Genomic DNA, 21297 nt, shown 5'->3' with positions numbered 1-21297 from the left:
GTGATTGCATGTGGTCATGCATCCACGCGCAGGCCAGCCCGCACAGCCCGAGGACCTCGTCGACGTCGACGCCATGCTGGCGGCGTACGGAGACCTCACCCCGGACGTGGACGACCCGGCCCAGAAGGTGGTCTTCGGTACGTCGGGACATCGCGGCTCGAGCCTCGACAGCGCCTTCAACGAGGCGCACATCCTGGCGATCACGCAGGCCGTCTGCGAGTACCGGGCCGGTCAGGGTACGACGGGTCCGCTGCTCGTCGGCCGGGACAGCCATGGCCTGTCCGAGCCGGCCTGGCGCACCGTACTCGAGGTGCTGGCGGGTAACGACGTACAGACGCTCGTGGACAGCGCCGACCGGCTCACACCGACGCCTGCGGTGTCGCATGCGATCCTGCGCCTCAATCGCGGCGCGGGTGCCGACGCGGACGGCATCGTCATCACGCCGTCGCACAACCCGCCGCGCGACGGCGGCATCAAGTACAACCCGCCGCACGGCGGCCCCGCCGACTCCGATGCGACCAAGTGGATCGCGGACCGCGCCAACCAGCTGATCGCGGGCGACAACCGGGAGGTACGCCGCAAGTCGTTCGAGCAGGCGCGTGAGGAGGCAGGGAACTACGACTTCGTCGGGCACTACGTCGACGACCTGCCGTCGGTGCTGAACCTGGCCGCGATCCGCGACGCCGGCGTGAAGATCGGCGCCGACCCGCTCGGCGGTGCGAGCGTGGACTACTGGGCCGCGATCGCCGAACGGCACGACCTCGACCTGACCGTGGTGAACCCGCGGGTCGACCCGGCCTGGTCGTTCATGACGCTGGACCACGACGGCAAGATCCGGATGGACTGCTCCTCGCCGTACGCCATGGCCTCGCTGGTCGCGCAGCGGGACAAGTACGACGTGGCGACCGGGAACGACGCGGACGCGGACCGGCACGGCATCGTCACGCCGGACGCCGGACTGATGAACCCGAACCACTACCTGGCCGTCGCGATCTCGTACCTGTTCAGCAACCGCCAGTGGGGCCCGGACGTCGCTGTCGGCAAGACGCTGGTCTCGTCGTCGCTGATCGACCGCGTGGTGGGGGACCTGGGCCGGCGGCTGTGGGAGGTGCCGGTCGGCTTCAAGTGGTTCGTACCTGGTCTGGTGGACGGCTCGGTCGGCTTCGGGGGAGAGGAGTCGGCCGGCGCGAGCTTCCTGCGTTTCGACGGCACGGTGTGGACGACGGACAAGGACGGGATCCTGCTGGCGTTGCTGGCGAGCGAGATCACGGCGGTGACCGGCGAGACGCCGTCACTGGCCCACGCCAAGTTGGTGGAGCGGTTCGGTGCGTCGGCGTACTCGCGGGTCGATGCACCGGCCACCCGCGACCAGAAGGCCAAGCTGGCCGCGCTGTCGGCGGATGCGGTCACCGCGACCGAGTTGGCCGGTGAGCCGATCGTTGACCGGCTGACGCACGCTCCTGGCAACGATGCGGCGATCGGCGGTCTGAAGGTCACTACCGAGTCGGCATGGTTTGCCGCTCGCCCGTCGGGCACCGAGGACCTCTACAAGATCTACGGCGAGTCGTTCAAGGGCGCCGAGCACCTGCAGCAGGTCTTCGAACAGGCCCGCGACGTCGTGTCGGCAGCACTCGCTTAACGCACGAAGGAGTCGAGCAGCCGTTCAAGGTCCGCAGCGGGATCCTCAGTGATCCCGCTGTGGATCGGTCCGGGATGTACGACGGTACTGCGCGGCGCAGCGAGCCACCGGAAGCGTTCGCTGATCGTGGTGCCCGCTGCCGGTCCTCCCGCAGCGTCACCCGCACAGATCGCTCGAATCTGATCCAGCGACGCACACACAACGTCGACGTCCACTGCGGGGTCCAGTGCTTTGAGCCGCTCCGGATTCACATCCCAGCCGGCACCCAGGTAGTCCAGAGCTCGGCAGTACAGGACAGCGCCCACGTTGATGAACTCACCCCGCTGGATGCGCGGAGCGGCCCGCAGGATCACGTAGTCGAAAGGCTTCACTGCGCACCTCCGGGAATCCACACGGCCCGGTTCTCCAACCGCGCCAGCAGGTGACCCAGGTACCGCTCCCGGTCGCCTTCACCGAGCCACTCGTCCGGTACCAGCCCGATCACCTCGGTCAACAGCTCCGGCGTGATCGCCGCAGCCAGCTCGGCGTCCACCTTCGCGACGCCAGGGACCGCAACCGAGAACACATGGTCGGAGGCGTCGTACGGCAGCGATGCGAACTTCTCCGCCGACATCCACGAGTGGTGGAAGTACAGCGCGGCGCCATGGTCGATCAGCCACAGGTTCTTGTGCCAGACCAGCATGTTCGTGTTGCGCCACGACCGGTCCACGTTGGCGACGAACGCGTCCAGCCAGAGGATCCGGGCCATCGCTTCGTCACCCGGGTTGCCGGCTGATCCGTCGTACCCGAAGGAGCCCGGGAGGAAGGCGACGGCGAGGTTCAGGCCGGCGCTGCGGATCAGCAGCTCCTGGATCTCGAAGTCTGGTTCCGACTTGCCGATCGCCGGGTCGAGCTCGATCAGCTTCAGCTCCGGCACCCGCAGGCCGAGCCGGCGGAACAGCTCACCGACGATCACCTCGGCGGCCAGCGCCTTCGGGCCCTGCCCGGCGCCGTGGAACTTGATCACGTACGTGCCGAGGTCGTTGCCCTCGACAACGCCGGGCAACGACCCTCCTTCACGCAACGGCAGCACGTACCGCGTGGCGGTGACAACAGGCAAACTCACGCCGGAGAGCCTAGCCCGTTAGCGGTCGGGTACCGGTTCAGGGTGAAGCTACCCTCTGTCGGAGTAGAGGAAGAACTACTCCTGGTGTCCGCGACCGGTGACCCCCTGCCACGGAGCAAAGCTGTGGTGGAGGACGCCGGAGAGCTCGACGTTGCGCTGGAGCTGACCAGAGCGATGGTGGAGATCAACACGCCGGTCTGTACGACGGCTGACGAGCTCCGCGGTCATCTGCTCCGGATGCGCTCCCATCTGGCCTCCGCGGCCGCAGAGGAAGGCGCTCGGCTGCTGGCGATCGCAGTCCCGCCGCACGGACGGGCCGCGCAGTTGATCACGAGGAAGCCGCGGTACCAGGCGCTGGTCCGCGAGTGGGGGCTGCTGGCGCGAGAGCAAGGCGTCTGCGGTTGCCACGTCCACGTAGGCGTGCCGGACAAGGAGGCTGCCACCAAGGTCAGCAACCACCTGCGGCCGTGGCTGCCGGTTCTGCTCGCTCTCAGTGCCAACTCACCGATCTACCTCGGTCAGGACACCGGATTCGCCAGCTGGCGATGGCTGATGACGACGCGGTGGCCGAGCGCCGGTCCGCCGCCGTACCTGGAGTCGGCCGAGCACTACGACGCCCTGGTCGCCATGCACATGGCGGCCGGCACGTTGATCGACGAGAAGATGGTCTACTGGGACATCCGGCCGTCGTCGCACCTGCCGACGGTGGAGGTCCGCGTCAGCGACATCCCGCTCACGGTGGACGAGACGGTGCTGATCGCGACCCTGGTCCGCGCGATCGTTCTGACTGCGCTGGAGGACGGCACGAGAGGCCCGACGCTCGAGCCGGAGGTCCTGCGGGCCGCGTACTGGCTGGCTGCTCGGGGCGGCCTCACTGCGCAGGGCCTCGACGTCCTGAGCGCGGAGGCGATGCCGATGGCCCAGGTGATCGAGAAGCTGCTGCTGCACGTCGAGCCTGCGTTGCAGATGCTCGACGCGGTCGAGCTGGTGCGCGACGGCGTCGAACGGTCGCTGCGTGAGGGCAACGGTGCGATCAAACAGCGGAAGGCGTTCCGTAAGGGCGACGACCTGGTCGCCCTCACGGAGGTCAGACCGCCTAGCCTCGAAGGAAGTCCTCGAGGCCGTGCAGGTCGTCGGTGTTGATGTAGTCGACGCCGGCGGCGACGAGCTCGCGCCACAGGGCCTCACGAGCGGCGCCCGGTACGTCGGGGGTGGCCCAGAAGCGGACCTTGTAGCCGGCGTGGTGGGCCGTGACCACGATGTCGTGCAGCTTGGTCTTCTCGTTCTCGGGCATCGGCCCGACGCCCTGCCAGGTGAACACGTTCGTCCAGTTGTCGCTGACGAGCGGCATCAAGGACGCCGGCATCCCGGACTGCAGGTCGGCGAGGCGTCCGTCGTACCCGGCGTACCGGATCTTCTGCGCCAACATGTCGTCCAGCGGGCGGTTGCCGCTGATGACCGAAGTGACAGCGCCCGTGAACACCCGTCCGTCGACGAAGATCGTGCTGAGCCCGCGGTACTTCGCCAGCGCCTTGTCGACCGCGGCGTACGTCGACGGTCCGTCGCTCTTGATGTCGATCAGCAACTGGAACCCGCCACCGCGCTTGTACACCTGACCGTGGTTCTCGCGGACCCGGTCCGCCAGCGGCTTCAGGTACAGGCTCTCCAGGGTGCGGCCGGGCTTCGCGTCCTCCAGATCGTGCGCGACGCGGAGTTCACCGTCGATCAGCCACACGTCCGCCTCGACGCTGTTGAACCCACGGTCCAGCGCGTCCTGCAGCGGCCGCCGGTGGTCGTAGTCGTTGTGCGCGTGCGCCGACGGGAGCGCCCGGACCGCTGGAGCGTCGTACGACTTCGGGAGCTTGAAGTGATTGGCCCGGGCGACGTCCCGCACCCGGTCCGGGTAGTCGCTGATGATCCCGTCGACGCCCTTGTCGATCAGCGACTGCATCGTCGCCGGGTCGTCCACGGTCCACGGGATGACCTTCATCCCTGCCGCGTGCGCCGACTTCACCATCTCGGCGGTGACATACGGCTGGTACGTCGGGTCGGTGACCTTCCCGTCCTGCGGGAAACCGTGCACCGGCGAGATCGCGGACGCGCCGAACGACTTGGTCGCCTTGACCAGGTCACCGCCGAAGTCGTCGATGTCGATACCGCCCAGCCACGGCGACTTGCCCGGCTGGCCGACCTGCAGGAAGTCGTAGTTCGTCAGCGCGACCAGCGGCAGCTGCGGCATCACCTGGCGCATCCGCATCAGCGAACCCCAGTCGAAGCTCTGGATCGTCACCTGCCGGGCGATGTCCGCCTTACGGATCTCCTGGGCGACCACCTGGACGAACTGCTCGCGCGGCGCGGTCTCCGACGGCGCACCCGCCTCGACCTTGGTCTCGACGTTCAGCTTCACGCCGTACGCGTGGAAACGGTGCACGAGCGCGAAGACGTCCCGCAGCTCGGGCATCCGGGCACCCGGGTCGGGTTGCTGGCCGGGGAAGTTCGGCAGCGTCTGCGAGCCGCAGTCGAGCTGCTTCACCTGGTTCAGCGACAGCGTGTTGATGAACTTGCCGACGTACGGGTACTCCGGGTCGCCCGGGATGTACGGCGCGGTGTCGCGGCACTTGCTGCCCGCGACCTTGCGGTCGTGGGTCACCACGGCGTACCCGTCCTGGGTGATCTGCACGTCGAGCTCCAGCGTGCTGACGCCGAGCTCGAGACCGTGCGAGAACGACGCGATCGTGCTCTCCACGGTCAGGCCGAGACCACCGCGGTGGGCCTGGATGTCGAAGTCACCGCGCGTAGCGGCGGCCGGAGCGGCCGGAAGCAGTAGTCCGGCGATCAGCGCGCACGGGAGCAGTGCGCGGGGAAGGCGGCGCATGAGGGGGGTCCTTCCGGAGGGGTTATGGGCGGACACAGCCCGAGGCTGTCGTGCACAGGCATACCCACGTCCTCGCAAAGGTAGCCACCAAGCGGACCACCGGTTACCAGACGGCTACGGTGCGGAGGTGATCCGCCGTACGGACTGGGACTCCGCGGTGATGTGGCCGCCCTTGAAAGCTTCGTCCAGCGTGCCCTCGGTACGGCGGGTCAGTGTGACGTCGACCGGGCACGTTGTGGCCGGCTTGACGCCGGGTGTCGGCGTTTCCGTGGAGGGACGGATCGAGCCGGCGGGGATGCCGGCCGACGTACGGCCGGGCTCCAGTTCCAGGCTGCCGGTCTGGATGCATTCTCCGGCCCAGGTGAGGATGGACAGCTGCTCGGAGGGCCGGCTGTCGAAGCGGACCGGGATCGTGGCGCGACGCGAGTACGTCGTACCGGCCAGAGGAGCGGTGAGCCGCACGCGTTCGGGCAGCTTCACCGTCGACCGCGGTGCGGAGTCGTCGTCCTTCCCGCGGGTGAGGTTGAACGTGATCTCGGTCCCCGCGTCGACCACGCCGTCCAGCTGGCCGCCGTAGTCGGTGACCCCGGCGGAGCGGTGATGCTTGAGCGTGACGTCCTTGCCGCCGCCGGACGCCGTGACCGACTCACCCTCGCCGAGCTCCACGAAGGTGAGCGTGCCGACCCGGTACGACGCGCTCACGCTGGCCGCGTCGGCCGTTTCGGGCAGCGAGACGACGTAGTTGGCGGTGATCCCGCTGGTCCGGATGTCCTTGGACTCGACGGTCGAACATCCGGCCAGGATCACGATGAGTGACAGGGCGGCGATTCGCTTCACAGCCGGCGACGCTAGCAGTGCACAGGTTCGGGATCGTCGGTAGAACTACTCGTACTGCAGCGCCTCGAGTGGGTCCAGCTTTGCCGCGCGCCGGGCCGGCCAGATGGCGGCGACGATGCCGACGACGACCGAGACGACGGCGAACGCGACCAGCTGGCCGACCGGGACGGTGAAGCTGATCTCGTCCAGCCGTGCGGCCAGCAGTGACGCGAGCACCAGACCGAGGACGATTCCGATCACCGCGCCGATCAGCGCCGTCATCACGGACTCCTGGCGGATCATCCGTTTCACCTGCCCGCGGGTCAGGCCGATCGCGCGCAGCATGCCGAGTTCGCGAGTTCGCTCGAAGACGGTCAGGACCAGGGTGTTCACGATGCCGAACAGGCTCACCAGGACAGACAGCGCCAGCAACACGTAGAGCACGTTCAGCAAGCTCTTGATGCCGTCGGTCTGATTGTCCTTGAACTGCTCGATGGTCACGGCCTTGGCGTTCGGGAACGAGGCCAGGGCGGCGTTCAGTGTGGCGGTGTTCGCCGGCGTCACTCCGCCTTCGATGTTCAGGAAGCTGTAGATGTTCTGCGGCTGGGTGGTCGTGGAGTCGAAGGTGCCGGTGGAGATCGTGACGTTGCCGAACGGCGACCCACCCGCCGGCGGCTTGAAGATGCCACGCACCGTGAGCTGCAGCAGCTTCCCGGTCACCGTCTGCAGCTGGAACGTCGACCCGAGGACGAGGGAGTGCTCGTCCGCATAGCCGGAGTCGACGATCGCGCCGTTCGCCGCCAGTTCGGACAGCGACGCCTGGGAGCCGGAGCGCCAGTCGAACCGCAGCAGCTTGGGCGCCGTCTCGTCGATCGCGGTGACCGAGATCGTCTTGTCGAACGCCCGCGCCTGGCCGGCGCGAACGCTGGTCAGTTCGGTGACCGACGGTATCTTCGCCGCCGCGGCGGCCACTGTCGGCGGCAACGGGCTGAAGTTGTTCTGCGCGGTGAGCGCGTAGTCGGAGCTGGAGATCTTGTCGACCGCGTCCTCGAACGGCTTGATGATCCCCGCGCCGAGGGTCGCGACGAGCGTGACCAGTGCGAGCCCGATCATCAGCGCCGCGGCGGTCGACGCCGTACGGCGTGGGTCGCGCCGGCTGTTCTGACCACCGAGCGTGACCGCGGGGCCGTCGGGGAGTACGCCGGGGAACTCGGCCGGCCGCCCGAACAGCCGGCGGATCAGCCAGAGCGGCAACAGGATGAACGGCCAGGCGATGGCGGTCAGTACGACGACCGACCAGCGCGCCACCGGATCCGACACGGCGGCCATCGGCCGGACGAGCCGCGCCGAGAACGCCGCGATACCGACGAACAGCAGCAGGACGCCGAGGCCGAGCAGGATGAGCAGCGTCCTGGTCGCCAGACCGTCGACGAACAGCCCGGCGAGGATCGTCCCGATTCCCACCACGGCCACTGCCACGGCACCCGCGGACCGATACTTGTGGAACCGTCCAGGTGGCAGCGCCGCGCCTTCCCGTACGGCGGCGATCGGCGGTACGCGCGTGGCTCGCATGGCCGGCCGCAGACTCGCCAGCACGGTCACGACCACGCCGACGATGAGAGCGACGACGACCGTCCGCGTCCGGAACACCAGGCCGTTGTTCGGCAGGGTGAATCCGATCGCGTCGAACAGCTTGAACAGCCCGGTCGCGATCGCGAGTCCGAGGAACAACCCGGCGACGGCCGAGACGATGCCGGTCACCAGCGCCTCGAGCACGACCGTGCCGAGGATCTGCTTGCGCGCGGCGCCGAGGGTCCGCAGCGTCGCGAACTCGCGGGTGCGCTGGGCGATCGTGATCGACAGCGAGTTGGCGATCACGAACGATCCGACGAACAACGCGATCCCGCCGAACACCAGCAGGAACGTCTGCAGGAAGCTCAGGAACTCGCTCGTCCCGGCGGCGTCCTCGGCGGCCTGGTCCTCCGCACTGCGGACCTGCGTCGCGGGCGGCAGGACCTTCTGGACCGCGGCGAGCAGCTGCGGCCGGTCGACCCCCTTCTTGGCGGAGATCAGGATCTGGTCGAGTTTCCCGGTCTTGTCGAACAGCCGCTGCGCCGTACCGAGGTCGAAGCCGGCCAGGGTCGCGCCGCCGATGGACGAGACCGCCCCGAAGCTGACCAGTCCGGAGACCCGCATCGGCCGCACCGCGCCGCGGGCCTGGACGCCGATCGTGTCGCCGGCCTGGAAGCCCTTCTCCGCGGCGGTTTTCGTGTCGATGACCACTTCGCCGGCTCCGGGCCAGCCGCCCTTGACCAGGGTGAGCGAGTTGAACTGCGGCAGCGACGGATCGACGCTGAAACCGAGGTTCGGTGCGCCGCCGAAGACGATCGCCTTGCCGTCCTTGCCGATCAGTTGGGCCTCGCCGTTCACGGCTCCGCCGGCGGCGCCGACCTCCGGAAGGTCGCGGACCTTCTGCAGCAGGTCGGCCTGGAACGGCGGCGCCTGCTGGGTCCCGTCGTCGGACAGGTCGAACGCGGACTTGCCGGTGATCGCGGCGTCGGTGTTCTTGTAGTTCTGGCTGAAGATCGAGTCGAACGCGCTGGAGATCGAGTCGGTCAGGACGTAGGTGCCGGAGATCAGCGAGACACCGAGAACGATGCCGATCGCGGTCAGCGCCGTCCGTAGCTTGCGAGCGAGCAGTCCTTGCAGCGCGAACCTGATCACTGCAGGTCCAGCGTGTCGATGATCTGCAGGATCTCGTGCTGGCTGGACCGCCCGGTCTCCTTCACGATCTCGCCGTCGGCCAGGTACAGCACCCGGTCGGCCATCGCGGCCGCCTTGGCGTCGTGCGTCACCATCACCGTCGTCTGCCCGTACGTCTCGACCGAGGACCGCATCAGGTCGAGGATCTCGCCGCTGGTCCGGGAGTCGAGATTGCCGGTGGGTTCGTCGGCGAAGACCACGGTCGGACGCGACACCAGGGCTCGCGCGATCGCGACCCGCTGCTGCTGACCGCCGGACAGCTCGGCCGGCCGGTGCGCGAGACGATCGGCGAGACCGACCCGCTCCACCAGCGTGTCGAAGAACTCCGGATCCGCCTTCTCGCCGGCGATCGTCAGCGGCAGCAGGATGTTGTCCCGCGCGCTGAGCATCGGCAGCAGGTTGAAGAACTGGAAGATGAAGCCGATGTGCTGACGACGGAGCTTCGTCAGTGCGTCGTCGCCCAGCGTCGTGATCTCGATACCGTCGATCGTCACCGAGCCTGACGTCGGCCGGTCCAGACCGGCCAGGATGTGCATCAGCGTCGATTTCCCCGACCCCGACGGCCCCATCACGGCCGTCAGCTGCCCGGATTCGATCTCCACGTCCACTCCGTGCAGCGCACGGACAGCGGTGTCACCTTCGCCGTACACACGCACAACACCCTTCGCGTGCACAACTGAGTCTGTCCCCTCCATGCCGATCGCCCTCCCTGGCTGATCAGCGGCCCCCCAGCAGACCGGTCAACAACTTCCACCGAGTCTGCTCGTCTTCGGGCTGGATCGATAGGGGGTTTTCCCGGGCCTGACCCTGAACTGCACAGCTTCAGTGGCGGCGAGGCGGGGAGTCGAAGGGTGCCGGACCGGGAAGCGCCTCACGGCGCGTGGCCGCTCGTAGCGGCTTAATTTGGGACCCGGGGCTTGCACCGGCCCGACACCTCGAACAGTGTAGCGGGTGCCCAAACCCCTTGTCCTGTTGGGATTCCAGGCCGCGAGATGCTATAACACCGCCTGACGCCCGACGCAACTACCACAGGCTTCCGGCGCGTTCGGCGCGGGCCGCGGTCTGCAGCTGATCAGCCGTCTCGACCAGTTTCGACGCCGACAGCACCTGCTCGTGGCCGTCGTCGGCGAGGTGCGCCCGCCCGGTCGCCACGATCCGCGCGAACGCGGCCGCCCGGTCCAGGGTGGTCGCGAAATCACCGGTCGCGACACCCCGCAGTACGGCGTCGACCATGTCCCGCACCTCGGCCGGACCGGGTGGCTCGGCGACACCTGCGACGACCGCGTGCACCTCGGCGTACTTGCGGCCGCCGGCGAACTCGCGGGACACGGCCTCGGCGTTCGAGTGCACCCAGGAGCGCAGGACGTACAGCCGCCAGAGCGCCCCGGGCAGCGAGTCGGCGGGGGAGTCGGACCACAGTTCGGCGAGCTCGTCGAGGCCGTACTCGTCGGCGAGTTTCACCACCCGGGCGTGCACCTCGGTGTCCTCGGACTTGCGCACCCCGCGGACCAGCAGCTCGGCGGTCCGGTGCGCGGCCTCGGTCACGGTCGCCGGATCGGCGGCACCGGGCAGCGACTCGAACAGCTTGTTCCCGGGCAGGATCGGCCGGCGCGGATTCGGGGTACTCACGGCCTCCATGGTGCCTGACCGCACGAACCTCCGCATGCCGACCCGCTCCGGTCAGTACGCTCGACGTATGGCGGGTGGAGCGGCTGGTGCGGGCAAGAGCAGCAAGCTGGCGAAGAACTTGGTGAAGTACGGCGTGCGGTACGGGCCGCTCGTCGTCGAGGCGGTGCGGCACGGTCGGGAGCCCGCGCAGCAGGCGGTCCAGGCCGCGTGGGCCAAGCGGACCGCACGCCGGAAGGCCGTCGAGCACGCTCTCACCGTGCGGGAGGGGTCCCTGCTGAAGGTGATCAAGGACGGTCAAGCGATCTTCTTCGTGTTCTCCGGCGACGCGATCGTGACGACGTACCCCGTCGTACCGCAGAGCAGCTATCCCGAGCTGCTGCGGCACGCGGACCTCGACAAGCGCGAATCAGCCGCCGTCCTGGCGGCACACAAGCAGACGATCCTCCCCAAGATCCGCCGGAAACGTTGACGCGGGCGTAACATTCCGGACCCGGCCGGGCAACAGGTGGGGCGCACAGTGGAAGGACGTTTCCACGAGGGAGGGCGTCCGCATGCTCTGGAAGATCAGGACCGAACTCGCCGACCGGCCCGGTGCGCTGGCCGAACTCGCTGCACGGTGTGGTGCGGACGACATCAACATCCTTCACCTGGAGGTCTTCACCTCCGAGACCGGTGCGGTCGACGAGCTGGTCGTCTCCACCGGCATCGGCTGGACCGCCGACGACCTGAAGACGCTGGTCGCCGAGGCCGGCTGTGGCCGTACGACGGTCCGCCCGTGCCAGGCCGACGTACTCCATGACGCGCCGGCGCGGTACCTGCGCGCCGTACTGCGGCTGATCGACGACCCGGTGTCGGTCGACGACGAGCTGGGGAACCTGCAGGGGTTCGACGAGTACACGCCGGCCGAATGGGCCCGCGCGGACGTGCTGGTCGAGATCGCGGGCCGGCTGGCCGAGCGGTTCGATACGCCGGAGGGCCCGCGGCCCGGGAGCGGCGGCGTACCCGAGCTGCGGACCGCGACCGTCGAGGACGCCGACGCCGTCGTCGCGATGCACGACCGGTGCTCGTACGAGAGCCGCACCCGGCGGTACCACGTGCCGATGCCGAAGCTCACCGCCCGCACCGCGCGGCACCTGTCCGCGCCGGCCGGCGGCGTGTCGATCGTCGCCTGCGTCGACGATGCCGTGATCGGGATGGCGACGGCGGCGCCGTGGGAGGAGCTGGGCAGTACGACGATGGAGGTCGCCGTACTCGTCGAGGACGGCTGGCAGGGACAGGGCCTCGGGCTGCGGCTGCTGCGCCAGGTGGTGGGCGAGGCCCGCGCGCTCGGCGCCGACCGGGTGGTCTGCATGGTGCAGCCGGAGAACCACGCGATGCTCCGCACCCTCGAGCGGCTGCGGATGCGGTCCCGGGTGGTTCGGGACGGCGACAGTCTGATGGTGAGTGTCGCACTGACCGACCGGAGCCTGTCGCATGCGGTGGATCGGCCGCCGGTGGAATATCGTCTGAACCGTGCCACCCCTTCCCACCGGTCGCAATCCGCACGGTCTGCTGGTCAACCTGCCCGCGAGCACGCGCTCGCCGCTCTTTCAGCTCTTCAGCCGATTTCTGGTCGCGCTGGGGCTGCTGACCCTGATGGTGCTGATCGTGGTGGTCGACCGTGACGGATACCGGGACAGCTACGACGGCAAAGTCGGGCTGATCGACAGCATCTACTACGCAACCGTCACGCTCACCACGACCGGGTACGGCGACATCACGCCGGTGACGCCCATTGCCCGGCTGGTGAACGCCTTCATCGTCACTCCGCTGCGGATCGCGTTCCTGGTGGTTCTGGTCGGTACGACACTGGAAGTGCTGGCCAACGAGGGTCGCCGGATCATGCGCGACACGCGCTGGAGGAAACGGATGAAGGACCACACCATCGTCGTCGGCTACGGCACCAAGGGCCGCGCCGCCGTACAGACCCTGATCAGCAACGGGGTGAAGCGCGACCAGATCGTGGTGATCGACCCGCGGGCCACCGCGATCGGTGACGCGGGCAACGATCAGATGGCCGCCTTCCACGGTGACGCGACGAACCGGACGGTACTGCGCCGCGCCGAGGTGATGACCGCGCGCGAGGTGATCGTGACGACCGATCGGGACGACTCGGCCGTCCTGGTGACGCTGGCGGTGCGGCAGCTGAACCCGAACGCGCACGTCGTGGTCGCGGTCCGCGAGGAGGACAACGTGCCGCTGCTGCGGCAGAGCGGCGCGGACGCGGTCGTCACCTCGTCCGAGGCGGTCGGCCGGCTGCTCGGCCTGACCTCGGTCAGCCCGAACCTCGGCGAGGTGATGGAGGACCTGCTCACGTACGGCGAGGGTCTCGAGGTCGCCGAGCGCCCGGTCCTCGGCCGCGAGGTCGGCAAGCCGCCGTCCGCCGTACCCGACCGGGTCGTGTCGGTGGTCCGCGACGGCAAGGTGCACCGCTACTACGACTCGAACGTCTCGGTGCTGGCCGCCGGCGACAAACTCATCGTCGTGCGCCCCGCCAAGGAAACCCCCTGGGCCGAACGCCCCGGCGCCGACGAGGACGACGAGTAGAACCCCCGGCCCCCCGCGCCGCGCGGTCCCGACTTTGAGAAGCCACCAACCATTTCGGAGCTCCGGAGATGGTTGGTGGCTTCTCAAAGTTGAGCTGTGGGTCACGGTGTGATTGCGGCGAGGGTTGCCGGGGTGGTGCGGTGTTGACGGGGTTTGGGTTGCGGTTTAATGTCTGGTCTGTAAACGATTACAAGAACGATTACAGGAGGTCGGCGTGAGTCGTCCGACGATCGCTGGGGTGGCCCGGGCGGCCGGGGTCTCGGTGGCGTCGGTGTCGCGCGTGCTGAACGGGCTGCCGGCCACCGAGGAGATGGTCGAGCGGGTCCAGCGGGCGGTCGACGAGCTCGGCTACGTGCCGGACGCGCGGGCGCGGTCGCTGAAGGTCGGGCGGACGTTCCAGCTGACGCTGGCGGTCGCGGACGTCGGCAACCCGGTGTACGTGACGATGATGCGGGCGGTCGAGGAGGTTGTCTCCGCGGCCGGTTACCGGCTCGTGGTGACGACGACCGGGCCGGACGTGGTGGACGAGGTCGCGCTGGTTCGGGGGATGGCGCGCGGGTACGCCGACGGCTTGCTGATCAGCCCGATCCGCGTCGACGAGGACCTGGTCAAGTCGATCCGCGAGTGCGAGGTGCCGGTGGTCGTCGCCGGTAACGTCCCCGCCAAAGCAGGCGTCGACACCGTCCGGGCCAACTCGCCCAAGGGCATGCTGCTCGCCGTCGACCACCTGGTCGCGAAAGGCCGCCGACGCATCGCGTTCCTGAACGGCCCGGCCGACACGGTCCCGGGCGCCGCCCGGTCCAAGGGTTTCGCCGAAGCGCTCAAAGCACACGAGCTCCAGCCCGCCGCTGTCGCCGAGGCAACAGACTTCACTTTCGCCGCAGGACGTGCGGCCGCTCCCGACCTGCTGGCCGCCGGCGGGCTGGCCGGCAGCCGGTCCCACCGGCGGCGAGGTGGTGACGAGCCCGCTCCTACCACCATCCGCCCGACGGGCGGGGCGTTCGATGCCGTCATCTGCGCGAACGATCTGCTCGCGGTGGGCGTGATGCATGAGTTGGCTGCGGCGGGGCTGGAGGTGCCCGCCGACGTCGCGGTCGTAGGGATGGACGACAGCGAATTGGCCGAGCAGAGCTTCCCGCCGTTGACCAGCGTGAACCTGGGATCGGCGGAACGCGGTCGCCGGGCAGCCGAGTTGCTCTTGGCAAGGATCGAGGACAACGACCGGACCCCGCGACGAATCGTCGTACAGCCGTCCCTGAGCATCAGGAGGTCGACCCCGTGACGGCCACGTTGACCGCGCCGGCGCCGGTGAAGAAGAAAGGTGGGCGGCCGAGGCAGAATCGCGAGGCGATCCTGCTGTTCCTGCCTGCGCTGCTGCCGGTGCTGATCCTGAGCGTCTACCCGCTGATCCGCGGGATCGCGCTCGGCTTCACCGACGCCCGTGCCGGGCTGCACGTCGAGACCAACTTCGTCGGCTTCGACAACTTCGGCAAACTCCTGCAGAACCACCTGTTCTGGGACTCGTTCCGGATCGGCGTGATCTGGACCCTGTCGGTGACGGTCCTGCAGTTCGTCGCCGCACTCGGCCTCGCGCTGCTGCTGAACACGAACCTCAAGTTCCGCGGCGTCGCGCGCACCCTCGCCCTGATCCCGTGGGCGATGCCGCCGGTGGTCGTCGCGATCATGTGGCGCCTGCTGCTGCATCCGACCAACGGGCCGGTCAACGAGCTCCTGCAGAAGCTGCACCTCACCGATCACCCGATCAACTTCCTCGGCGACTTCGGTACGGCGCTGCCGGCCGTGATCGTGGTGGGGATCTGGGTCGGCATGCCGATGACGACGATCACCCTGCTGGCCGGCCTGCAGGGGATCGACCGCACCCTCTACGAGGCGGCCGCGGTCGACGGCGCGAGCACCTGGAGCCAGTTCTGGAACATCACGCTCCCGCAGCTGCGGACCGTGATCGTCGCGATCACCAGCCTGGACATGATCTGGAACTTCAACTCGTTCGGCCTGGTCTACGTACTGACCGCCGGCGGTCCGGGCGGCAAGACGATGCTGCCGATGCTGTTCGCCTACAACGAGGCGTTCCGCTACGGCCGATTCGGGATGGCCGCGGCGATGGGTGACGTGATGGTGGTCATCATCATCGCGTTCCTGTTCTTCTACCTGCGGAACCGGCTGCGGAGCGAGGCATGAGAACTCGTCCCGGAATTCGCGCTCTGCAGTACGTCGCCGTCGTCTGCTACCTGGTGTTCCTCGGCTTCCCGCTGCTCTGGCTGATCTCCAGTTCACTGAAGTCGCCGCAGGAGTTCGCAAGCATCACGCCGAGCCTGCTGCCGAAGCACTTCGACCTGTCCAACTACAGCGACGCGCTGAACGAACAGGGCCTGGTTCGCGGCCTCGGCAACAGCCTGCAGATCTCCGTCTACAGCACGATCCTGGTGCTGATCGTCGCGCTTCCCGTGTCGTACGCACTGGCCCGTTTCCGTAGCCGGCTGCGGCCGCTGACGAACGGCTGGATCCTGGTCAGCCAGGTGTTCCCGGTGATCCTGATCGTGATCCCGCTGTTCATGATCCTGCGTCCGCTGCACCTGACGAACACGATCCCCGGCGTCGTGATCGTCTACATGGTCTGGTCGCTGCCGTTCGCCCTGTGGATGCTGCAGGGGTACGTCGCCGCGGTGCCGCGCGAACTGGAGGAAGCAGCCTCCGTCGACGGCGCCGGGCGGATCCGGACGATCGTCTCGATCGTGATGCCGTTGCTCCGGCCGGGGCTGATCGCGACCGCGATGTTCACCTTCATCTCGGCGTGGAACGAGTTCTTCTTCGCCCTGGTCCTGTTGCAGGACCCCCAACTCAAGACCCTTCCGCTGGTCCTGGCCCGCTTCGTGGGCGCGGAAGGTCAGGTGCAGTTCGGCCCGCTCGCCGCCGCCTCCGTGCTGGCCACAGTCCCCAGTCTGGTGTTCTTCGCCTTCTTGCAGCGGAGGTTGACCTCCGGCCTGCTGAGCGGCGCAGTCAAAGGTTAGGAGAGGTAATGAAGAAGGTATTGACCGCGTTGCTCGCGGCGGGAGCGCTGGTGACGCTCGCCGCGTGCGGGGGCAACAGCGACGACGGCGGTTCGGGCTCCTCGGACGAGAAGGTGACGCTCAAGTTCCAGAGCCTCGCCTTCCAGAAGACGACGGTCGCCGCGACGAAGAAGATCGTCGCGGACTGGAACGCCGCCAACCCGAACATCCAGGTCGAGTACGTCCAGGGCAGCTGGGACTCGGTGCACGACCAGCTGGTCACCCAGTTCCAGGGCGGGACCGCGCCGGACATCATCCACGACGAGTCCGCCGACATCACCGGTTTCATCAACCAGGGCTACCTCGCGGACCTCTCGCCGTACCTGAGCCAGGAGACCAAGGACGCCGTCTCGCAGGGTGTCTGGGACACGGTCTCCAAGGACGGCAAGGTGTACGCCGCCCCGACCCTGCTGCAGTCGTACGTCGTGTTCGCGAACTCGGCGGCGCTCAAGGCGGCCGGGATCACGGCGACCGGTGACTCGCTGAGCTGGGACGACCTGGCCGCCGACGCGAAGAAGCTCACCGCGGGCGGCAAGTACGGTCTCGGCTGGGGCCTGAAGAGCCCGACCGCGACGATGCTGAACCTCGGCCTGAACTTCGACGCGAAGTTCTTCGACGGCTCCGGCAAGGACGCGAAGGCGACGATCGGGGACGCCGAGCTCGAGGTGCCGAAGCGGATCCACGCGATGGCGTACGACGACAAGTCGATCGACCCGACCTCGCTGACGCAGAGCGGTTCCGACGTACTGCCCGGGTTCTACGCCGGCAAGTACGGGATGGTTGTGGCCGGCAACTACGTCGCGCAGCAGATCCTCGAGGAGGCGCCGAAGACCTTCCAGTGGGAGGTGCTGCCGCCGCTGAAGGGCACGAGCAGCAAGCAGGCCGCGAACCCGCAGACGCTGTCCGCGCCGGCCGAGGGCAAGCACATCGAGCAGTCGGCGAAGTTCATCGACTACTTCATGAAGGCCGAGAACCTGGCCGCGGTCGGTCAGGGCGACTGGCTGATCCCGACCACGCAGGCGGCCCGGGACGCGGTCCTGAAGGCAACCGGCGGCAAGAACGGCTGGCAGCAGATCCTGGCCAGCGGCGCCGAGCTGACCAAGGCGCCGTTCCAGAGCGTGGAGAACTACCCGCAGTGGAAGGACCAGATCGCGACGCCGGCGTTCCAGCAGTACCTGGCGAACAAGACCGACGCCGCGGCGCTGGGCAAGAAACTGAGCGACGGATGGGGCCAGGTCAACAACTGATGACCCAGTTGGAAGAGAAGGCGGTCGGCGCTCTCGTCGGCTCCGCGGTCGGTGACGCGATCGGTGGAGCCGTCGAGGGCTGGACCCCGGAGGCGATCCGGGAGCGGCACGGCGGCTGGGTGACCGGCATCGTCGGTCCGTGGTACGACGACTGGCGGACGGCTCGCCCGATCGCGCCGTACCACAAGGGCGACGGGCACATCACCGACGACACCTTGATGACGCACGCGCTGGTCGAGGTGTACGACGAACGCCGGTCGCACCTGGACGCCTACGCGGTCGCCGAGTCGCTGGTTCCGAAGATGATCAACGGGACCCGTTGGATCCCCGAGCTCGAGGCGGACGCGTTGCTGCTGCAGCGGGTCTTCCTGGCCGAGAAGTGGCTGGTCGCCCGCCTGCACTACGGGCACGTCGATCCGCGCGAGGCGGGCGTCGGCAACATCGTCAACTGCGGTGCGGCGATGTACATGGCGCCGGTCGGGATCGCCAACGCGGGCGATCCCGAGGGTGCGTACGCCGAGGCGCTCGACGTCGCCGGTGCGCACCAGTCGAGCTACGGGCGGGAGGCGGCCGCGGTGTTCGCGGCCGCCGTCGCCGCCGCGATGGTGCCGGGGGCAACGGCTTCGTCGGCGGTCGAAGCGGCACTGCGGCTGGCCAAGGACGGCACTCGGAGGGCCGTCGAGGCCGTGGCAGACGCGGCCGACGGCATCACCGATTGGGAACAGGCGATTCCCGTGCTGCGCAAGGCGATCGAGCCGTACGACACGGTCGGACCGAACTACCGCGAGCTGTCGATGGACGCCCGCCGCCCGAGTCGTACGAAGGCGATCGAGGAACTCCCGGTCGCGCTGGGCTTCGTGCTCGTCTCCGAGGGAGACGTACGCCGGGCCGTGCTGGGCGGCACGAACTACGGACGCGACGCGGACTCGATCGCGTCGATGGCCGGCGCGGTCACCGGCGCGTTGAGCGGACGGGACGGCGTACCGGCGGACTGGGCGGACAAGATCGCCGAGGCGAGCAGGACCGACCTGGTACAGCCCGGTCTGGTGATGGCATCGGTCGTGCAGGACATCCGAGCGGCCGACGCCGAGCGATGGGCCCGGCGTACGGCGGCGTTGGACGCGCTGGTCTGAATGTCAGTTGTGGTAGGCCTCGAGTTCGACGATCCGGGAGTACCCGTGGTCGTTGGAGTCGTGGATGACGAGCTGGACGGCGTCGACGGCGCGAGGCTCGAAGGTGATGGTCACGCGGCCTTGGACATTACCGCGGACCTCGGCGACCGTCGTCCAGGTGCTCCCGGTGCGGACCTGGAGGTCGAACTCGCGGATGCCCATCACCGCGGCGGGGTAGGTGGTCGAGTCGAGGGTCTGCAGTACGACCCGGTCGATCGTGGTGGGTTGGACGAAATCGACGCCGTACGTGTCGGGGAAGACGCCCTTGGTGTTGTCGTGCCAGCCGCCGGCGCCCCATTGCGCCGAGTCGGTGTTGCCGTCGACGCCGCCGCACAGCCGCATGTTGCCGTTGGTGGAGGACGCGACGGCCTGCTCGCCGAGCAGCACGTTGTCGCGCGCCGGGACGGGCTTGATCACCACCGGTACGTCGACGTGTTCGTTGCCGACGGTCAGATTGACGGTGTGGGTCGCGGGCGCGGTGTCGCGCGGGACGGTGATCTCGAGCGGTGCCTTCACCAACTGATCGACGGGCAGGTAGCTGGAGAACTGGTGCCGGGACAGCGTGAGTGCGGGGTCCCCGGAGACGCGCATGTCGGCGATCGCGGGTTTCCGGCCGGTGTTGGTCATGCCGAGGGTGAGTTTGCCGGCGGGGAAGCACGGCAGCGGGATGACCTCGACCGGTTGTGGTGTGGCACTGACCTCGACCTGGTTGTTGCTGGTAGCAACGAGGAGTGTCAACGGGACGGCGACGAGGGCCAAGCGTCGAAGCATGGGGTGGTCCGTTCAGGCGAGGTGGGTTCCGGGGAGGCCGTCCTCGACGACCAGGGTGGCGCGGGTGGACGCCGTACCGCCGGGTGTGACGACGCGGTCGACGATCCGGAACTCCGACGTCCACGCGGTGCGGTCGAGGCGGCAGCTGAGGTAGCCGCGCTGGACGTTCTGGTACTTGACATGCGGGTTCTCGGCGAGCAGCGCGTGTCCGGTCGCGTCCGCGTCGACACCGTCCTTGCCGGAAGAGATCGACGTGGTGACGAACTCGGTCCCGATCGCCGGAGTGGACGGGTCCGCGAAGTTCACCCGCAGGTCGGAGGCGACACTGCGGTGCAGGTCTCCGGTCAGTACGACGAAGTTGCTCACATCCTGGTCGCGGGCACCGGAGAGCACGCGGTCGCGGGATGCGGCATACCCGTTCCACGTGTCCATCGGCAGTTCGAGCTCCGGGCCGGTCTTGCGATCGAGCTGGGCCATGGCAACCTGCTGGGCGACGACGTTCCAGCGGCTGGTGGAGCTTCCGAGCGTGTCGAGGAGCCAGCGTTCCTGGGCGTCGCCGGTGATCGTGCGGGCCGGGTCGGTCGACACCGCGTCCGGCGGCAGCCACCCACCGGTCGAGGTCTGGTCGTCGCGGAACTGCCGCGTGTCCAGGACGCTCAGGTCGGCGGTCCGGCCGTACCGGAGATGGCGGTGCAAGCGGATCGACGGGCCGTCGGGGGACTGGTCGAGACGCAGCGGCATGTGTTCCCAGTACGCGCGGAACCCGTTGGCCCGGCGTACCAGGAAGTCGTCGTGCGGAATGCCGTCCTCGGACACGTACCCGGCCCAGTTGCCCTCGACCTCGTGGTCGTCGAGCGTGACGATCCACGGCGCCGCCGCGTGCGCGGCCTGCAGGTCGGGGTCGGTCTTGTGCAGCGCGTACCGGGCCCGGTACTCGTCGAGCGTGAAGATCTCGCCGGCGAAGTCGACCGGGACAGCCTGGTTCCGTACGCCGGCGGTCGGGCCGACACCGACCTCGTAGATGTAGTCACCGAGGAACAGCACGACATCGTGCTCCCGGCGTACGACGTCTTGGTAGGCGGTGTAGAACCCGTCGTAGAAGGCCTGGCAGGACGCGACCGCCATCGTCACGACCGGCTCGTCGGACGGCGCGGGCGCGGTTCGCGTCCGACCGACCGGGCTGATCTGACCGGCGGCACGGAAACGGTAGAAGTAGTGCCGCCACGGACGCAGCCCGCGTACGTCGACGTGCACCGCGTGGGCGTACTCCGCACGGGCGTGGGCCGTGCCGCGACGTACCACTCTGCGGAACGTCTGGTCCTCGGCGACCTCCCACTCGACGTTCACGGTGCGGTCGTCCATACCGCCGAACGGTTCGAGCGGACCGGGTGCGAGCCGGGTCCAGATCACCACGGCGTCCGGCAGCGGATCGCCCGAGGCGACGCCGAGGGTGAAGAGCGGCCTTTTGTCGGTGCGATGCGGTATTCCTGCTGCATCGACGAGATCAGGGAGGTTGCCGGTCATCGCGAGCGCTGCGGCAGCGCCCGTGGCGGTCAGAAAGCTGCGGCGGGTGACCATGGGCCGAAGTATCGGCCCGCGCCGATGCAACGATCCAGGTGGGCGTTT

The 21297-nt window shown here is 68.5% G+C and carries 19 protein-coding genes; 10 read left to right on the top strand and 9 right to left on the bottom strand.

Features of this window, described 5'->3' with window-relative positions:
• Positions 1–16 precede the first annotated feature (16 nt).
• Positions 17–1639: a phosphoglucomutase (alpha-D-glucose-1,6-bisphosphate-dependent) gene (gene pgm / locus EV137_RS36015; RefSeq protein WP_134012802.1), complete on the top strand. Its 1623-nt coding sequence runs from the start codon at positions 17–19 to the stop codon at positions 1637–1639.
• Here the strand turns inward: pgm and EV137_RS36010 are convergent.
• Together EV137_RS36010 and EV137_RS36005 are read right to left on the bottom strand one after the other, a co-directional pair.
• Positions 1636–2010 (bottom strand): DUF3037 domain-containing protein, encoded by a 375-nt coding sequence (locus tag EV137_RS36010; RefSeq protein ID WP_133788543.1) that lies wholly within the window; start codon positions 2008–2010, stop codon positions 1636–1638. The two genes, pgm and EV137_RS36010, sit on opposite strands and share 4 nt — an antisense overlap.
• On the bottom strand, positions 2007–2744 hold the full coding sequence (locus EV137_RS36005; protein WP_134132595.1) for a HipA family kinase: 738 nt from the start codon (positions 2742–2744) through the stop codon (positions 2007–2009). The genes EV137_RS36010 and EV137_RS36005 overlap by 4 nt, the downstream gene beginning before the upstream one ends.
• A gap of 42 nt (positions 2745–2786) precedes the next feature.
• On the opposite strand from EV137_RS36005, the gene EV137_RS36000 reads away from it, so the two are divergent.
• Positions 2787–3887 (top strand): carboxylate-amine ligase, encoded by a 1101-nt coding sequence (locus tag EV137_RS36000; protein ID WP_134132593.1) that lies wholly within the window; start codon positions 2787–2789, stop codon positions 3885–3887.
• Here EV137_RS36000 and EV137_RS35995 read toward each other — a convergent pair.
• From EV137_RS35995 to EV137_RS35975, 5 genes are all read right to left on the bottom strand, one after another.
• On the bottom strand, positions 3841–5619 hold the full coding sequence (locus EV137_RS35995) for a glycerophosphodiester phosphodiesterase family protein (RefSeq protein ID WP_134132591.1): 1779 nt from the start codon (positions 5617–5619) through the stop codon (positions 3841–3843). The two genes, EV137_RS36000 and EV137_RS35995, sit on opposite strands and share 47 nt — an antisense overlap.
• Before the next feature lie 114 nt (positions 5620–5733).
• Positions 5734–6456 (bottom strand): hypothetical protein, encoded by a 723-nt coding sequence (locus tag EV137_RS35990; protein WP_134132589.1) that lies wholly within the window; start codon positions 6454–6456, stop codon positions 5734–5736.
• 45 nt (positions 6457–6501) lie between these two features.
• On the bottom strand, positions 6502–9159 hold the full coding sequence (locus EV137_RS35985) for an ABC transporter permease (RefSeq protein ID WP_134132588.1): 2658 nt from the start codon (positions 9157–9159) through the stop codon (positions 6502–6504).
• Positions 9156–9893: an ABC transporter ATP-binding protein gene (locus EV137_RS35980; RefSeq protein WP_134012814.1), complete on the bottom strand. Its 738-nt coding sequence runs from the start codon at positions 9891–9893 to the stop codon at positions 9156–9158. Before EV137_RS35980 ends, EV137_RS35985 begins: the two co-directional genes overlap by 4 nt.
• Positions 9894–10221: 328 nt before the next feature.
• On the bottom strand, positions 10222–10836 hold the full coding sequence (locus EV137_RS35975) for a hypothetical protein (RefSeq protein ID WP_238175782.1): 615 nt from the start codon (positions 10834–10836) through the stop codon (positions 10222–10224).
• A gap of 58 nt (positions 10837–10894) precedes the next feature.
• On the opposite strand from EV137_RS35975, the gene EV137_RS35970 reads away from it, so the two are divergent.
• The 8 genes from EV137_RS35970 to EV137_RS35935 all read left to right on the top strand — a co-directional run bounded on the left by EV137_RS35970 (position 10895) and on the right by EV137_RS35935 (position 18861).
• On the top strand, positions 10895–11296 hold the full coding sequence (locus EV137_RS35970; protein WP_238175781.1) for a hypothetical protein: 402 nt from the start codon (positions 10895–10897) through the stop codon (positions 11294–11296).
• Positions 11297–11378: 82 nt separating this feature from the next.
• Positions 11379–12491: a GNAT family N-acetyltransferase gene (locus tag EV137_RS35965; protein ID WP_134132586.1), complete on the top strand. Its 1113-nt coding sequence runs from the start codon at positions 11379–11381 to the stop codon at positions 12489–12491.
• A complete protein-coding gene (locus EV137_RS35960) occupies positions 12463–13413 on the top strand; it encodes a potassium channel family protein (protein ID WP_134132772.1) in 951 nt (316 codons plus the stop codon). Before EV137_RS35965 ends, EV137_RS35960 begins: the two co-directional genes overlap by 29 nt.
• A gap of 214 nt (positions 13414–13627) precedes the next feature.
• Entirely contained in the window at positions 13628–14695 is a 1068-nt protein-coding gene (locus EV137_RS35955; protein WP_134012822.1) for a LacI family DNA-binding transcriptional regulator, read from the top strand.
• A complete protein-coding gene (locus EV137_RS35950) occupies positions 14692–15612 on the top strand; it encodes a carbohydrate ABC transporter permease (RefSeq protein ID WP_134132585.1) in 921 nt (306 codons plus the stop codon). The genes EV137_RS35955 and EV137_RS35950 overlap by 4 nt, the downstream gene beginning before the upstream one ends.
• Positions 15609–16442, top strand: coding sequence for a carbohydrate ABC transporter permease (locus EV137_RS35945; protein WP_133788554.1), 834 nt, complete (start codon positions 15609–15611; stop codon positions 16440–16442). The genes EV137_RS35950 and EV137_RS35945 overlap by 4 nt, the downstream gene beginning before the upstream one ends.
• A gap of 8 nt (positions 16443–16450) precedes the next feature.
• Positions 16451–17728: an ABC transporter substrate-binding protein gene (locus EV137_RS35940; protein WP_134012826.1), complete on the top strand. Its 1278-nt coding sequence runs from the start codon at positions 16451–16453 to the stop codon at positions 17726–17728.
• On the top strand, positions 17728–18861 hold the full coding sequence (locus EV137_RS35935; protein ID WP_134132583.1) for an ADP-ribosylglycohydrolase family protein: 1134 nt from the start codon (positions 17728–17730) through the stop codon (positions 18859–18861). The genes EV137_RS35940 and EV137_RS35935 overlap by 1 nt, the downstream gene beginning before the upstream one ends.
• 3 nt (positions 18862–18864) lie before the next feature.
• Here EV137_RS35935 and EV137_RS35930 read toward each other — a convergent pair whose 3' ends face one another.
• Together EV137_RS35930 and EV137_RS35925 are read right to left on the bottom strand one after the other, a co-directional pair.
• Positions 18865–19671, bottom strand: a complete 807-nt coding sequence (locus EV137_RS35930) for a discoidin domain-containing protein (RefSeq protein ID WP_134132582.1) — start codon at positions 19669–19671, stop codon at positions 18865–18867.
• Between the two features lie 12 nt (positions 19672–19683).
• Positions 19684–21249: an alkaline phosphatase D family protein gene (locus tag EV137_RS35925; protein ID WP_134132580.1), complete on the bottom strand. Its 1566-nt coding sequence runs from the start codon at positions 21247–21249 to the stop codon at positions 19684–19686.
• Positions 21250–21297: the final 48 nt, after the last annotated feature.

It is taken from the genome of Kribbella pratensis, assembly GCF_004366075.1.
Lineage (GTDB): Bacteria > Actinomycetota > Actinomycetes > Propionibacteriales > Kribbellaceae > Kribbella > Kribbella pratensis.
Note: the sequence above shows the minus strand (reverse complement) of the source record. Positions and strands in the feature narration are given on the sequence as shown.